A 15,175-nucleotide genomic window follows, 5' to 3' on the forward strand; every position below is an offset into this window, starting at 1 on the left:
AAATACAAAATCCCTCAGGTTTTTACGTTGACCCCTTTTTGAGGTCTTTTTTCTGTCGTAGGCGGGTAAGAAAAAAGCCCCTTAAACCATTGGTTTAAAGAGCTTTGTCTTAGTTTGTCGGAGTATTTTCATTTCTCCTAAGTGATCCGCTTGGGGCTCGAACTATAAGTTTTATCCAGCTAATAATCAATCATTTATCAAATAGTCCTAATCTTAGTCCACCTATTTCGTCTGAATTTGGCTTCTATGTTTTACACAAATAGAACTCTTGTTTTTATATGCCAAAGATACGATTTTTCTTTGGAACTTCAACCATGATGAACCGGAAAAATCGTATCCTTGAATCTTTCTTTCACTTCGTATTGCAACGGATTTTCTATTTAAAAGCTTCTTGTCTGTTTCTTTCCAGAAGCTCCTCTATATCGGATTCCCGGTACAGAATCTTGCCTCCTATCTGATAGTAAGGCACAAGTCCATTGTTCCTGTACTCCTGTAAGGTTCTTCTTGACAGTTTCAGATATTGGCTTAATTCTGCATCAGTCATATACCGTTGTCCGTTCAACAGGGGGCGTTTCTCTTTAAGGGCTGATTCCAGTGCAATTAAAGTTTCCTTTAGCCTTTGGTAGAACTGAACGATGCGTTCATTGTCTCCGGTAATTAACTTGCTCATCTTTTTACGCTGTGTTTATTTATATACTTTTGGATATCTTCTCGCTTGTAATAGACTTTCCGTTCCAGCTGGGTATATGCGATTTGTCCGGTGTCTCTCAGATTTTGCAGTGTCCGGAGAGATACGTTCAATATCAGACATGCCTCTTGGTTGTCAATCCATTCACCGATGGCTTTTGGGGACGTACTTTCCAGCAGACGGTCAATCCTGTCCAGAAATTGATTCAATTCCCGGATACTCTTCTCGTAAGCATTTGCTTCCATACCTATGATTTCCATATAAATCGATTTTTGGGGTTTGATACAAATGTAACAATTCATTGCAGCTGATTCAAACCTGCGTCGTCAGATGGCATCAGGTGTCTTCAGATGTCAGGCAGGCTGTAAACCGGTTTACAGAAAGGGTTTACAAGGTTTACACTTTTCCTTTACACCCGGATTCCTGTTCTAAATTATATTTCATTGATTTTCAGTAATATGGTTTTAAAAGCGGATAATATCGTCCGTATTGGCACGAGATTTTCACATATAAGGGTATATACTCTTCAAGTGCGCACAACGAGGGTATCGATTTATTCACTTTAAAACGCATGGATTATGTCATACATTGATAATGAGATACTCGAAAGACTGATCGGGACAATGGTGGAAGGCTTTGCCCGTATTGAGAAAAAACTGGATCAGATGAACCGTCTGAAGGAATGCATGAACGGTGACAGACTGCTGGACAACGTGGATCTGGCTGAACTGCTGGGTGTGTCGCAGCGTACACTGGCCCGTTACCGGAAGGAGGGCAAGATCAAATATTATTCCGTGGAGAAGAACGGAAAATCCTTCTATCTGGCCTCTGAAATACAGGAATTCCTGCTCCTTCGCGGCAAGAGGACATAACTGAAGCAGCCGAAACTTTCAGACAGTTGCCCCGGACCAGGATGACTGACCATTCAACTTTTTCAAGGGAAAGCCAGTCCGGTATGGGGCTTCATACCGGAATTCCTGTTGTCTTCATCGAGTCCAGGTTCACATAGGCACCCCGATAGGCAGTTTTCCCTTCCTTGAACATTTTCCATAACAGATTGCAGCCGATGTGTGCCAGTGTAGAATTGATGAACAGGTCCTGCTTGCCGAGTGCTTCCGCCAGAGAACAGCTTGGACCGGAATCCACCTCACGTACCTGTGAATAGTCCACCTCTTCCGTAATGACATTCATTCTGGGAACGGGTATGTATTCCTGTGAAGAAGGCTGGACAATCTTCTCCCGCAGTGTGCCTACAAGCACCTGTCCCTTTGTCTGGCTGTTTCCGAAGTCCATCCAGTACAGGGGAGTCCGGTGATCAACAGGTCCCTTTCCGCTGAGGCCTTTCAGGAACTTCCACAGGGCCAGCCGGGAGCGTACATTGTCGGTGCAGGTGATGAACAGGTTGGCCGTTTCCATTTCCTCCTTCTGCCGGACATCCGGATAGCGTTTTGCTTCTGCCGACCAGCTATAGCCGAAGAAATGGTTGATGCGGGTGACCAGGGCCGTTGCCTTGTTCAGTCCCAGTTCCGTCTCGCTGAAAAGCTGGCGCCCGATGTTGGCTGTACTCACTGTATCCGGATCGAATACAGTCACATGCAGTCCCGGATGCCCCAATGCCCGGAGCGCCATGCTCATGCGTGCCAGGTTGGTGATGACCTGCGAGCCGGTCCCTCCCGCTCCGATGACGAAGACGGTGACCGGATGGTGGGGATTCAGCAGGTAGTTTTCGGTAAAATGTACTTTTTTCATGGCAGGATATCTTTTAGCTGTTTGTTGAACGGTCTCAGCTCGTTCATGTCAAAAGGTTGGTTTCTCGCATTTTCTGTCACCGTGACCAGATTCAACACGGTAGGATTTTGTCTGCCGCCCAGATGGACGAATTCCGTCAGCCAGAATCGCTTCTCCCAATATTCCATCAGGGAAAGAAAGGACGGGTTCTGCGGCTTTTCCAACGAACAGGAACCCAGACATACGCTGGAACCCGTCACATTGAAGAAAGGGGCCAGGTACAGAGGTGTCTTTCCGGTCGGCTTCTTTCCCTTGAAGGCATAGACGTCCATCCGCTCGCTGCGGATGTGGTAGATGATGCCCGGCACATGGAACACACCGTCCGGGATGTTCAGCTGCTTGTGGAAGAACATCTGTCTTTTGCCCGGCGGGTTGTACCAGATATATTCCTCCTGTCCTTTTCTCGGATTGCAGGCCAGCAGGTTCTCGGGAAGGACGCCTGCCGGTATTCCGCTCATTTCTTCCGTATAGGATTCCATCAGGGCGTTCATGAACTCATAGGTCACCGGCATCCCGGCCCCCATCTGTCCGTTTTTGTGGATGGGGCGGAGTTCCAGGAAATATTCCGTACTGTTTGTTCTACATTCGTCACACCGATAGGCAATGAGAGCCGCTTTCGGTGTGAGGATGCGCTGTATCTTTTGAGTCAGTTCATTCATGATTCAGTCATTTAGTCGGTTGGCAATATAATCCATGAAACGGGAAAGCCACTTTGCGAAGCGTTCCGGAAAATCGTCCGGTGGAAGCGGCTTTTCAGTTTGGGGTGTGATCAGCAGACCGGATACCGGAGTGAGACAGTAGGTCTCCTGGCTGTCCGAGGTGAAATGGCTTTCCAGCTCATCTATCAGTTCGTCCTCATTGGAATAGGTCAGCAGAATCTGGTATTCCATCGGAATCGGCATGAAGTCCGGCTCTTCCTCGCTGTGCCAGTCGTATTCATAGTCCATGATGCACGGACTGGAAGCTGCGATGAAAGGCAGGCCTTCCCGGATCAGTTCCAGCAACCCGCCCTCTGCTTTCGTGGCCGGGACATACTGCCGTACCTGTTCTTCGAGGTTGCGGCAGAAAGCACGGGACCGCATCCGCTTCAGGCACCGGCTGATCTTCCCTTCGCTGTAGGAACGGAAAATCCGGCTCTTTTCCCGCTGTCGTTTCAGTTCGTCCCGGTCCATTATCTCTTCCAGGTAGCAGTCCAGACCGCATTCGGCCATTTCAAAATAGGGTGTATCCGTAATGTCCTGCATCCGGTGGTGACGGATGAAGCGTCTGATGAATTCCAGCACAATCCTTTTCAATGTCCCGTGCAGCTTTTCCGTAAAGTTCACCGGCAGCCAGAACAGGGTATAGTCCGGCCAGGAATGGTACCGGTAGATGCAGAACTGAAGCTGTCCCTTCCGTACCTCCAGATTGACATGGTCGGTCAGGGAAGCATCCAGCACCTGGTACAGCCGGCAGATTTTTTCCCTCGGGGAAGCTTTCGACGGCGGAGTGTATGGCAGCTCCATTTCCAGGAGCTGCACATAGTTCAATGCTGAACGGTAGAGATAGTCAAAGCTCTCTTCCGTGGTCAGGTTTACTCTTCCGCGATAGGTTTCCGTATACAGGTCCGGAGCGATGGGCTGCAGTGTCCTGTTCAGAAAACCGTAAGGCTTCCGGCGGGCGGGAGCTTTCTGCGTCCGGACTGTCTGATGCCCCGGCTTATGTCCGCCTTTCCCAGTTCCGACAGGATAAGGGAAGCGAGATTCTGCATGGCCTGCGCTGTAAGTGGTGTACATGGTCGTCTGTTTTTGGATGGTTTCGTTTTCATGGCTTATCCCTTTACTCCGATGGTGGTCTTGAATTCATAGACCGCCCGGTCGTCCTCAATTTCCGGTCCGTGTACCGATGCGGTGGTCAGTTCCGGATAGTTCATGGAATAGAAATCCATCACTTCTGCCGGTGACAGGTTGCTGTCCGGGTCATCCAGCAGCAGTTCGTTGCCATTCTTTTTCATCTTGAATACTCTGTTCATTCCTTTAATTTCAAGTGCCATATCCTTTATCGTTTTATGTTAGACATTTGTTCAGCAATACACCATTTCAGCCTGCTGCGCCTGGTCTCTCATCCTGTATTCTTCCGGAAAATCCAGGTATTCCGCATAGGGGTCTTCCCTGAGCAGTTCCCGGTCATCCTCCTCTTCGGGGTCAAAACCGAAACTGTCAAAAGACTGCTGCCCGTTGGGATACGGGTAATTCTCTCCGGCGAAACCCGTTTCAGGCGTAACCGGTTGCAGACCGTTTGTACGGGGCTGGCCGGTCATGCCCGGCTGCCGGTTCACGCCATGCTGTCCCGCTGCCGGATGATGCTGTTGGGGAGGAAAGATTGCGGGCTGAACCGTCGGTTGTCTGAAACCGCTTCTGTCTGTTGTCCGTACAGCCGGCTGGGATGGTTCCGGCTGGTTATAGACTGTAGAGGAAACAGCCTGTTGGGGAGCCGACTGTGGAACAGATTGTGGAGCAGCTGGTTGTATTCCATTTTCCGGCTGGCTAGTCCGGGTTGCCGTCGGTTGCGCTTCCGGTGACATTCCCGCAAACAGGCTGCCTTCATCCGCCTTTTTCTGTACTTCTTTCATCCGGCTGTCGATTTCGCCCTGCTTCTCACCGGGAGCCAATGCCCGGGCCTGCCGGAGCCAGGTAAGCGTTTCCTGGTATTTGGCGTTCTTGAAGGCATCGTCCGCCTTGGTCAGCAGCTTCTCCATCTTCTCCCGCTTTTCACGGGCTTCCTTGCTTTCCGCAGGCGCACTGCCCTTGCCGTTTTTACCGCTTGCCGCAGCCTGGGTTGCTTGCTTCTCAAAATTCTCTGCATTGACCAGCAGCCCCTGCACCTTCTGCAAGGGCTGCATGATGGCCTGCAGGAAAGCGCTGTCCAGCTCGTACGGATTCCCGCTCAGCACCAGCGGTACCATTTTCTGCTGGACCTCTTCTTTCAGGCTGTTCCGTCTCGGCATGACTGCCACACTCAGTTTATCCTCCACTTTGCGGATGTGGATGCTCAGGTCTATACCCGGAGTCATCATCTGGTAAATCGTTTGAAAAAACATACTGTGAAATTGTTTAGAAATTATACATAGGTTTCCTTGAAGAACTCTCTCAGAACGGCTTCCCGGTCCGGACGGCTGGCGATGCCGCGCAGTCCTTCCAGGTAATAGCCGATGCTTTTGGGTTCATCCACTGAACGTGGAACACGTCTTTTGACCGGTCTGCTGCTGTCATTTTGGGGCCAGAGAGCCGGAGCGGCCGGAGCCTGCGGGGTGAATCGGATCGTTTCCATACTTGCATAGATTGAATGTTAATGAAAAAGCAGCCCGAGCACAGCCAGGACTGCCATGATTTTAACCACCAGGAACAGGAGGCTGAACAGCAGGTCCATGAGACCTCCCGTCAGCAATAGCAGGGCGATCAGTCCGATAGGGACAATCCCCTTGTTGGCCAGCAGGCAGATTCCGGTTATCAGGAACAGCGTCACGGCCTGTTTGCCTGTCTTTTCGATACGTGCTACTTTCATCGTTTTTCTTTTTAAATGAATAATCCCATCGGGATGTGTTTTCCCGATTTTATAGGCCCCTGCCTTTTGGATTGCCGTTTTGCGCAAGGCCCGGACGGAAAAAATACCGGAGCAGAGCGAGGATGATTTTTTCCGTCCGGCCAGCCCGCAGGGCCGCCTTGCAGCAAAAGATCCGGCAATCCAATACCTTTGCCGCCTAAAAGCGGAAAAACAGCGCTGCTTTCAGACACAAAAAAATGCAGACCCTTTCAGGCCTGCATTCCCGTTCCTTTTCGGAGCTTTATTCTCCGGAAGGCGCATAGGTTTGGAAGATGTCGTCCACCAGCAGGGTGGCCAGGCTTCTTACCCGTTCCAGGAAGCCGGATTTTTCCTCCTGCCCCGTTTCCACTCCTGCCAGCAGGGCTTCCCAGTCCCTTGTCAGTTCCGTATCCGCAATCTTCTTGCCGCGGATGGTCTCGTAGGTGAACATGCCCTTTGGGGTCGGTACAATGTATTTCCCCGCATAGCGGATGTAGTTGCGGTTCAGCAAGGTCCGGATGATGGAAGTACGGGATGCCACCGTGCCCAGTCCCTTGTTTTCCATGTACTCCACCAGTTCGGCATCGGTGAACGGATGGACCGGAAGGTCTCTTTTCCGGATCAGGTTGCAGCTGCAGACATCCGGTGTCTCACCTTCTTCCAGCATCGGCAGTCCATCGGGGGTTTCCGGTACGGGCAGGACACCGGGGCGCTGGAATAGGGCATGCCAGCCTTCTTCCAGGATACGGACACCGGTGGTCTGGAAGACCTGTGCGGCACATACTGCCTTGACAAAGGTTGTCTCTGTCCGGCAGGAAGGCAGGAAAGCCTCCAGCATTCGGCCTGCAATCAGCCGGTACACCTCCTGTTCCTTGGGAGTGAGACCTTCCGGACGGATGCCGGTAACGGTGATGGCCGGATGGATGTGGACCTGCTTCTCATCGACCACGCTTCGTGACAGACCGGAAAGCATCCCTTCCGACAGGTCGGTTTCCAGTTCGAACAGGTTCCACGAAACCAGTCTCCGGAGGATGGCAGGAAGCGTGCGGTACACATCCTCCGTGAGGTATCTGCTGGACGTGCGCGGATAGGAAATCAGCTTTTTTTCATAGAGCGTCTGCGCGATGTCGTACACTTCCGACAGGGTAAGCCCCAGGTACCGGCTTGCTTCTTTCTGCAGCTGTGTCAGGTTGAACAGGGCGGGCGGCTGGATTTCCTGCACGCTGCGGCTCACTTCCGTAATCTGTGCCTTGGAAGCCAGCTTGCAGTCCTGGTAGAACAGTTCGGCCGATTCCGAGTCGGTGAGCGTATCCCTGCGTTTCAGCTTGAAGATCTGTCCGTTCTTGTGCAGGCTGATGTAGATCGGCCATGAATCCGTCGGGATATGGTTCTCCTTCTCGCGGTACCGTCTGGCGATGGCCGCCAGGATGGGTGTCTGCACCCTGCCCAGGGAATTGTTGCCGAGCCCCATGGCCATGCACATGGCATAGCTGGCATTGATGCCCAGAATCCAGTCCGCCTTGTTCCGGCAATCCGCCGAAGCGAAGAGACTGTCGTAGCAGCTGTCCGGTTTCAGGTTTTCCATCCCTTTGCGGATGGCTTCATCCGTCAGGGAGGCTGTCCAGAGGCGGAGGCAGGGCTGTGTACATTTCAGGTAGGCGTACACATAGCGGAAGGTCATTTCCCCCTCACGGCTGGCATCCGTGGCCGCAATGATGGTGTCACAGCTGCGGAGCACCTTTTCCACGACCTTCAGCTGCAGGACCGCCTGGATGTCCGGAATCCATCCGTTTTCGGTGCGGACATGCTGTACCGTCAGCTGGAAGTCCGAAGGGATGAAGGGAAAGTCCTCGCGGCTCAGCTTCCGGACTCCGTAATCCTTGGGCATGGCCAGCGAAAGCATGTTACCGAATGTCCAGGTGACGAGATATCCGTTTCCTTCCAGGTATCCGTTTCTTGTTCGGGTGGCACCTACCACTTTTCCTATTACTTTTCCTACGTTGGGTTTGTCTGTCAATATGGCAATCATGATCTGTTGAGTTTTATAGCTGTCCATACGGCTTTTTAGCGTATGGACAGCCGGTGATACATTGTAATAAAGGTTATTCTTCCGTCGGTCGGATGCCGTTGATGCCGATGACCGGTCGGCCGTCCGGTTCCACCTCCAGCTTGAGGGTGGCATCCATGGTGAGTGAGAAGACCGGGGTCTTCAGGTTCAGCGTGGTCACTCCGGTCTCTGCCCCTTGGAGAAGCAGGTCCAGGTTGCCGTCCTTTTCGAGTTCCTTCCGGCGGATGCCGACAGCTTCCAGCTTTTCCCAGTCAAGCTGTTCGGCCTTGAAAATGATGGGTTTGTTCGGATTCATATACATATCGGTTGAGGTGAGTAAGATTTCTTTGTACATTCACGGACAGTCTCAGACAGCCTGGCGGGCATTTCTTTTCTGCTCCTGCTGCTGGCCGTTGTCCGTCTGTGCGGCTTGGCGGGCCGTGTTTCTCCGGATATCGGGATTCTCCTGGAAATACTGGAGCTGGCCGGTATTGGCGTTCACTTTCAGGTAGGAATCGAATGGTTTGCCGTTCGGACCCTTCATGCCGGTGACCAGAATGGCTTTTCCGTCCTGCAGGTTGGCCCTTTCCTGTGCCGAAAGCAGGTGTCCGTATACTTCAGCCGGAATGGCCGGGGCCTGCCGTTCGTTGAAGCCGTCCGGTGTCCGCGAGTATAGCGGTCTTCCGCTGGCCATGTCCAGCCTGACGAAGGAGGAGAATTCCTCCCCTTTGCGGTTGATCATGTTTTCCAGAAAGACAGGCTGTCCCTTGCGGAGCGCCTCCTTGTCTTCCGGTGTCAGCTGGACCGAGCAGATTTCCTTCGGAATGTAGATTTCGCCCGTTTCCGGGTTGTGGCGGGTGTACTGCAGGCCGCCCGTCACCTTGTCCATGGTGACAAAGGAAGAGAACACCTCACCGTTCTTGCGTTTCATGTCCTCCACCAGGATGGTATGCCCTTCGTTCAGTGCCTTGAGCTGCATGGGGGAAAGCGGCACGCCGCCCAGCGTCTGCTGGTTGAAGGCCTGGTCCTTGGAAAAGATGAACTCGATGCCCCTTCTTTCCGCGCTGTACTGCAGATGGGCGTTGAATTCCTTTCCCTGGTTGGACTTCATGCCATCCACGAAAATCTGTTCGCCGTTTTTCAGCTTCTGGATTTCATCCGGAGTCAGGGTCACTCCCTTGATTTCATTCGGGATGTAGACATGTTCCTGTCGGACGGCCACCAGTTCGTTGGTGTTCTTGTCGATGGAAATGAGGCACGGCTCGATCGAGTTGCCGCGCAGGTTCAGATCTGCCACCCGACCCATGTTTCCGCTTTCGCGCAGGTTCTTCTTGTCCTCTTCGGTAAAGATGTGCCCGAAGTACGGACGGTCCAGTTCCGGCTCCTTTCTTACTCCGTGGATGCCCAGCATCACCTGTCCGCCGTTGGACATGAACGACAGCCTTGCATCCAGTTTGGCGGTCAGTACGCCGGGAATGTTGAGCGTCAGCGGGATGGTCTTGTTGGTCTTGTAGCCTTTCAGCATACTGTCCAGCTGTCCGGACTGCTCCAGCATTTCCTTGGATACTCCGAACTTGCCCAGTTCTTCCCAGTTGATCATGTTCTCGTTGTACCGGTAGGTTGGAGTCTGCTGCTGGGGAACCTGCTGTTCTCGTCCCTGCGCAGCCGCTTCCACCTGTGTCACCTGTTCCGGTTGCACCTGAGGTGCCTGTTCTTGTTTTTTTGCCATTGCTTTTTCCTCCTCTTTGGTTTGGACATTGCTTTGTTGGTTGTTCTTCGGCACGATTTCGTACCGTTTCAGGAACTCTTTCACCGCATCGGTTTCTTTTCCCGAAGCCAGGTCCTTGAGAGCCTGCCTGTTCTGCTTGTAGTCATGGAAAGTCATGCGGATCAGCCGGAAATGGGTAGGTTCCTTCAGCTGGCTCCAGAAGTTTTTGATGAAGTTTTCGAGGATGCTCGAATTCTTGTCGAACTTCAGAAACGAGTTTTCGTTCTTTTCCTCCGGTGGAACTGTCCGATAGTTGCCTTTCTCGTCCGCCTGGCTGACCACACCGATTCCCTCTTTCGGGTCGTTCTTGTTGTGGACCAGCAGCAGCTCGTCAATCTGTTCCACATAAGGCTTTTCCGGTTTCTTGTTCCGGCTTTGCTTTCCTTTGTCTGGACGGTTGTTCTGTGCCATAATTTTCTGTTTTGAGTGACTGTTTGATTGGTTTCACAGTCCAAATGTAAGGGCTTTCTGTTTACAATCCGCTGATTTTCAAAAAGCTGGCATCAGATGTCGTCAGATGGCATCAGATGGCAATCTATAGATGGTCTGGCACGAAGAAAAGAGGAATTGGAAGTATAATGTGTGAGAGAGGTGAAGGGGAAAATAGAGAAGGCAAAGACGCAGACAGCAGGATGTGCAGAACACATGAAGCAGCGGAACTATGCAGAACAGAGGGAGCTGAAATCCCTGTCTTATCTCGGGATAGGATGAAATAGGCACAGCTTACTGGTGGGGAACGGATGCTTTCACGGTTCTTTTGAGGTATCGGGAAATATAAGGACAGCCGCCTGTACTGAAACGGCTATGCGTCACGTCGGTCGCAGTTTATCCCTGTAATCAGACAACAATCCCTCCGGACGTTTGACGCCGCATTCTTTTTCGGAAGAATTTTCATGGCGAAGCCATAAGAGAAAAATCTCCCGAAAAAAAGTACAAATGCGGCTGGCAAACGAGGGAGGGATTACCTTTGATAAAGGGAAAACTGTAAAAAAACTTTTCTCTTCTCTTTATACGATGTTTATCGCATAAAGAGAAGTGTCATTATTAATAATAATGATTTTTAGTCACTAGTATCTTTAATTTTAATGACATCTGTTCCATTTTTTTATTTACAGTTTGAAAAATCAGCTATATGTTGTGTCACAAAAGTATATTTTTATTTAACCTATGGCTATTGCTTACCATTATAAATTTTATTAGCCTTATTAAGAGAAGTGTGTAAAATCTGACTTATACCTGTTCCTTCATTCATTTGTTCCATCAATATGTCAAAACCTGTCAGTATTTCTTCTTTGCCTATTGTTAGATTGAATTTAATTTTCTTATCTTTCATCACGCCTGAAAAGATAGCTCTTCTGGCATCGGCTTCACTTGGACAATAGATGATGCTATGCCGTTCAAAAAATCTACCATCTGTAATATTGGTGGCTATGGTAAAATATCCGGTAGTTGCATCATATTGCACATCAGAAAAAATACTGTTATTTATAGCATCTGCCGCTATACTTGCCATTTTCTTTCTTTTTTTAATCAGACTTATTTTTATATCATTACCTACAATTTTTATGCGAAAAACTCCGTTCATCCGGCTTTCCAGAAATGAAGCATACATATTGATATTATCAATGAACTGCCATAGATAAATATCCTGATTCTGTTTGCACTTACTTTCCAGACAATTTTTGTATAAGAAAATAGGCTTACTGACAGCATATTGGAAATTTAGAATATCCCTACTTAGTTTACCAATCATTTTCTCCAGATTGGATTTGCATTCTTTTATTATTTGCTGTTCCTGTGTTATATTATGCAGAATATCTTGATAAGCTTTTTGTATAACTACTTTATCTTCAATTCCATATTTCTGCATAATGGAGATAAAAAAGTCTTCTTTCATATCGTTTTGTATTAGGTTTATATATCTATATTTATGGCAGCATATCTTTGCTGATCCAGTAATATGTTTGTCCGTTGGAAGTGAATCCCTTTCCGGCAGCCTCTTCCCATGCAGACTTTTTAGATTTAAAATATTCCACAAGCATATCTAGTGTTTCATCCACCAAGTGCTTCTTTCTTTTCAGGTCGTTTACCGTAAAGGCTTTTAAAAATGGGTTGTCCGTTGGACAAGTAGTAATAAGCCTTTGCGCTTCGGCCATACTCATATTCTTTAGTTTCTTATACTTGATTCTACACAGTTTACCATTGTTTATATACGTATAATAAAGAGCAAAGAGATTGGCTCTTACTTTTTTTGTAGAAGCATACTCGTGACTATCTTTCATCTCGGTAACAGATAACCTTGTATCTTTAAGCACTACCTCGTCTTCCAAACAGTCGCAAATTTTTCTCTTTTTCTCTTTTTCTTTTTTCTGTGCTTCATATTTATAATCCACTTCATATTGAGAGAGGGCATTTATAAAATTGCGTATTCTCTTAAATTCAGCTTCCGTCACAAGTAATCGGTATTCCAGCAAGTGTGATACTGAATCATGTAACACGACCGGTTGTGCGGGCAGATACCATTCCGGTTCAGCGTTTCTTAATGCTTCTGGCAAAGATTTAATCCCTGATGGTTGCATTTGGAAATAGTCAACTAATGTCGAATCCTCTCTGTTGCGGAAGTTGCCTATTTCGTTAAATGCCTTATACAAACTTTGCGTTAGCAATCTGTTATCTTCCTTTACTTGTTGTAACAGGGTATCTACTGATGACGCCAGCCCTTCAAGAGGTAAATTCTCCTGTTTTTGAGGAAAGACCACCCATCCTTGTGTCATGCTTCTGTTGGGAAAGTCCAAACAATAAACATTTTTATTGACTTCTCTGTATTCATGATATTTACGCAGTTGATCTGCATATACGATGATTTCTCTTTTCTGGCGACTGATTTTAACCGCATAGTTATCAATCATATTTTCTACTTGCAGAACGAAGTTATTGAATTTGTCCGGATTTCCACCAAAAAGTTGAAATCCCAATATTCTGCAATTATATTCGGCCATACGGTTAACCAGAGTTGAATCAGCCCATTCACTATTGTTTCCGGTTTCACCGATAAGGATAATTAGGTTACTTTCTTTTTTGTGGTCTTTAAATAGATTGACAGCAGTTCTCAGAGTACTCCAGCTTCTCCCGCCAGTGGCAACCAGTTGTTTTGCATTATTGCTTTTGGCAGACAAAAAGTTCAGCACTTGCATATAGTCTTTTGTCAGATGTACTTTCGGATTTTCATTATTCCCTTTCTCGTTGAAAGCCAGTACGGAACCGAATTTATAATCGAAACCGTCATCAGGGTTGGCAAATAAGGGTTGTAATCCCTGAATAATATTGACTACTTCCGGGAATTGTTTTACAGCCAATTCATTACCCTCTACAACAAATACGATATTGATTTTTTGCAGATCTTTTTCTATTTCCTTGAACTGATTGTAATAGATACGATTACCGTTTACGTTCACTACAAAATTCTCTTGTTTGTCTATCACCGGCATGAATGCTCCTGTTTTAAAACGGATAACAGTATCCATTTGGCAATAGGATGTTACCGGACTATATGCCAGTGGACGTGCTATCCGTGCCAGCTCTCGGCTAGGGACCAGTTGTGCTCGTCTGAAATTTAACGTATCTGTTTCGGCCTTATTCTTGAACCATAACGTACTGTCCGGCAGACTTCGTACATCAATATGCAGTTGTTGTCCAATATTCTTTATTACAGCATTACTTACCCAGCCACATATCTCAGTATCCAGACTATCTGGCGAAATAAAAGACTTTTTGGCAACCAGTGTTTTGCTTCTATCTTCTGATTGTTTTAGTGGGAAAACAAGCTGGTGCATGGGTATTTGAGTATATGGCTTGCTGAGATCCGTATTCTTAAATGTCAGTAGGGAATCATTTATCAAGTATTTCTCTGGAACTTTCAGCGGAACAGTATCGGAGAATACGGTAATTTGTTTATTTTTCAATCCCGTAGCAAGATCCGTTACGGAACTTCTGGTTAGCAGCAGGTCTGATTTATGAACCCATCCATAATAGATTGCTGATTTATGGTTGCCCAGCCTTCGCCCGTGGCTTTTTATTTGTGTCGGGTCGTATTTGATGACTTTCAACCAGTTTCCCTTTTTCCCCACCACTAAAAAGGCATCCATAAATTGTAGTTCTTTCATTTCATTTTTCCCTGTGGCGGTTTGGTAGCTCATATTTCCCAACTGGTCGGAAAAAACAATCCACGGGTTATTTTTTATCTGTAGGGAACTTGGAGCTTTTATTTCACCGCCACAGTAGTTCATGATATATTCACGGGGCACTTGCTTTATTCTTGTGAATCGGTTTATCGGAGCACAGGAAGTCATGATAGCCATTCCGGTGCAAAGTAGTGTAAATGTTCCGTTCCACATCCTTTTAGTTGTCTTCATGATACAGGTTATTTTGAAATATATTTTTCAGATTGCGTGACTAGCAGTTTTTTGATACATTCATCTGTATTGCTGTTCCCGATATCCACAACAACCTCTTCAATAATCAGTTTTTTTCTTCCAATAATTTTTAAGCCTTGGCAATAGGAGTAAAAATCATTATGTTTGTCACCATTGACCGTTACGACAACATCCGGGTTGTCGCACAGATAAGTATTGAGTACATAATTATAGTTAAGGTTAAATGGTTTCCCATCTACGATAGCCTGTAATCTTTCCCTGATATCGTTTCCTACGAGAGTAAGTACATCGGTAGAATCATTCTTTTGATAATTCGGCTCGATTTGTATGGTATGTCGTATCGGGTAATGGGTCTCTTCTGTTGTCAGCAGAATTTCATAAACACCGGGTTCCATATAGGCATATAGTGGGTTTTTCTCCCGTGAATCCACCATTCCTGTTTCTCCGAACTGCCATCTCCATTCCTTAGAATCACCGATACCGTGAAAGGAGATAATTTCATCCTGCAAGGCAAAGTCCGGAGCTTCGATTTTAATCAATTCCTCGTCTGTCTTATCATTGTTTTTCTCCCGTACATTGACTATGAATTTCTTTTCATATTTTCTGTCTACAGTCAACCGTACTTGATATTTCCCGCTTTGAGTGAACCGGTAGCTGCCAGTTCGTTCTTCCGAAGCATCTCCGTTTCCAAATTCCCATAGCCACATATCCGCCCGCTTGGTACTGTCGGTATATTGAATCGCATCTCCCACCTCTATATCTGAGGGAGTGATATAGGCAATTACCGTCTTTTCTCTCAGAGAAAGGCTGATTAAGTATGCTATGACAATACATAGTACGACGGCTCCTATTATAATAAAGGATTTCCTGTTATTAATTTTTCCCATGAC

The 15,175-nt window shown here is 47.6% G+C and carries 16 protein-coding genes; 1 reads left to right on the forward strand and 15 read right to left on the reverse strand.

The window, feature by feature from the left end; all coding sequences use genetic code 11:
• Positions 1–376: 376 nt before the first annotated feature.
• Together HMPREF9446_RS17230 and HMPREF9446_RS17235 are read right to left on the reverse strand one after the other, a co-directional pair.
• The gene (locus HMPREF9446_RS17230) at positions 377–670 is read right to left on the reverse strand and encodes a helix-turn-helix domain-containing protein (RefSeq protein ID WP_009127019.1); all 294 of its coding nucleotides are present in this window, start codon (positions 668–670) and stop codon (positions 377–379) included.
• Positions 667–948, reverse strand: coding sequence for a helix-turn-helix domain-containing protein (locus HMPREF9446_RS17235; RefSeq protein WP_009127020.1), 282 nt, complete (start codon positions 946–948; stop codon positions 667–669). Before HMPREF9446_RS17235 ends, HMPREF9446_RS17230 begins: the two co-directional genes overlap by 4 nt.
• 318 nt (positions 949–1,266) lie before the next feature.
• On the opposite strand from HMPREF9446_RS17235, the gene HMPREF9446_RS17240 reads away from it, so the two are divergent.
• The gene (locus HMPREF9446_RS17240) at positions 1,267–1,560 is read left to right on the forward strand and encodes a helix-turn-helix domain-containing protein (protein ID WP_009127021.1); all 294 of its coding nucleotides are present in this window, start codon (positions 1,267–1,269) and stop codon (positions 1,558–1,560) included.
• Positions 1,561–1,651: 91 nt separating this feature from the next.
• Here the strand turns inward: HMPREF9446_RS17240 and HMPREF9446_RS17245 are convergent, their stop codons facing one another.
• The 13 genes from HMPREF9446_RS17245 to HMPREF9446_RS17315 all read right to left on the reverse strand — a co-directional run bounded on the left by HMPREF9446_RS17245 (position 1,652) and on the right by HMPREF9446_RS17315 (position 15,172).
• A complete protein-coding gene (locus tag HMPREF9446_RS17245) occupies positions 1,652–2,437 on the reverse strand; it encodes a PRTRC system ThiF family protein (protein WP_009127022.1) in 786 nt (261 codons plus the stop codon).
• Positions 2,434–3,135, reverse strand: coding sequence for a prokaryotic E2 ligase family D protein (locus HMPREF9446_RS17250; RefSeq protein ID WP_009127023.1), 702 nt, complete (start codon positions 3,133–3,135; stop codon positions 2,434–2,436). The genes HMPREF9446_RS17245 and HMPREF9446_RS17250 overlap by 4 nt, the downstream gene beginning before the upstream one ends.
• A gap of 3 nt (positions 3,136–3,138) precedes the next feature.
• The gene (locus HMPREF9446_RS17255; RefSeq protein WP_009127024.1) at positions 3,139–4,251 is read right to left on the reverse strand and encodes a hypothetical protein; all 1,113 of its coding nucleotides are present in this window, start codon (positions 4,249–4,251) and stop codon (positions 3,139–3,141) included.
• Positions 4,252–4,286: 35 nt separating this feature from the next.
• Positions 4,287–4,508 (reverse strand): PRTRC system protein C, encoded by a 222-nt coding sequence (locus tag HMPREF9446_RS17260; RefSeq protein ID WP_009127025.1) that lies wholly within the window; start codon positions 4,506–4,508, stop codon positions 4,287–4,289.
• A gap of 30 nt (positions 4,509–4,538) precedes the next feature.
• Positions 4,539–5,555 carry a PRTRC system protein E gene (locus tag HMPREF9446_RS17265; RefSeq protein ID WP_009127026.1) on the reverse strand — a complete coding sequence of 339 codons (1,017 nt, stop codon included), beginning with the start codon at positions 5,553–5,555 and terminating at the stop codon, positions 4,539–4,541.
• Between the two features lie 20 nt (positions 5,556–5,575).
• Entirely contained in the window at positions 5,576–5,785 is a 210-nt protein-coding gene (locus HMPREF9446_RS17270; protein ID WP_009127027.1) for a hypothetical protein, read from the reverse strand.
• Between the two features lie 18 nt (positions 5,786–5,803).
• Entirely contained in the window at positions 5,804–6,019 is a 216-nt protein-coding gene (locus HMPREF9446_RS17275; protein WP_039969919.1) for a hypothetical protein, read from the reverse strand.
• 280 nt (positions 6,020–6,299) lie between these two features.
• Complete coding sequence (locus HMPREF9446_RS17285; protein ID WP_039969953.1) at positions 6,300–8,066, reverse strand: DNA topoisomerase; 1,767 nt, start codon at positions 8,064–8,066, stop codon at positions 6,300–6,302.
• A gap of 73 nt (positions 8,067–8,139) precedes the next feature.
• On the reverse strand, positions 8,140–8,406 hold the full coding sequence (locus HMPREF9446_RS17290) for a DUF4099 domain-containing protein (protein ID WP_117747435.1): 267 nt from the start codon (positions 8,404–8,406) through the stop codon (positions 8,140–8,142).
• 45 nt (positions 8,407–8,451) lie between these two features.
• A complete protein-coding gene (locus HMPREF9446_RS17295) occupies positions 8,452–10,263 on the reverse strand; it encodes a DUF3945 domain-containing protein (RefSeq protein WP_009127031.1) in 1,812 nt (603 codons plus the stop codon).
• Positions 10,264–11,023: 760 nt separating this feature from the next.
• A complete protein-coding gene (locus HMPREF9446_RS17305; protein ID WP_009127034.1) occupies positions 11,024–11,749 on the reverse strand; it encodes a hypothetical protein in 726 nt (241 codons plus the stop codon).
• Positions 11,750–11,780: 31 nt separating this feature from the next.
• Positions 11,781–14,264 (reverse strand): type VI secretion system protein TssR domain-containing protein, encoded by a 2,484-nt coding sequence (gene tssR / locus HMPREF9446_RS17310; protein WP_009127035.1) that lies wholly within the window; start codon positions 14,262–14,264, stop codon positions 11,781–11,783.
• Between the two features lie 8 nt (positions 14,265–14,272).
• Positions 14,273–15,172, reverse strand: a complete 900-nt coding sequence (locus HMPREF9446_RS17315; protein ID WP_009127036.1) for a PKD domain-containing protein — start codon at positions 15,170–15,172, stop codon at positions 14,273–14,275.
• Positions 15,173–15,175: the final 3 nt, after the last annotated feature.

The organism is Bacteroides fluxus YIT 12057, from assembly GCF_000195635.1.
Classification (GTDB): domain Bacteria; phylum Bacteroidota; class Bacteroidia; order Bacteroidales; family Bacteroidaceae; genus Bacteroides; species Bacteroides fluxus.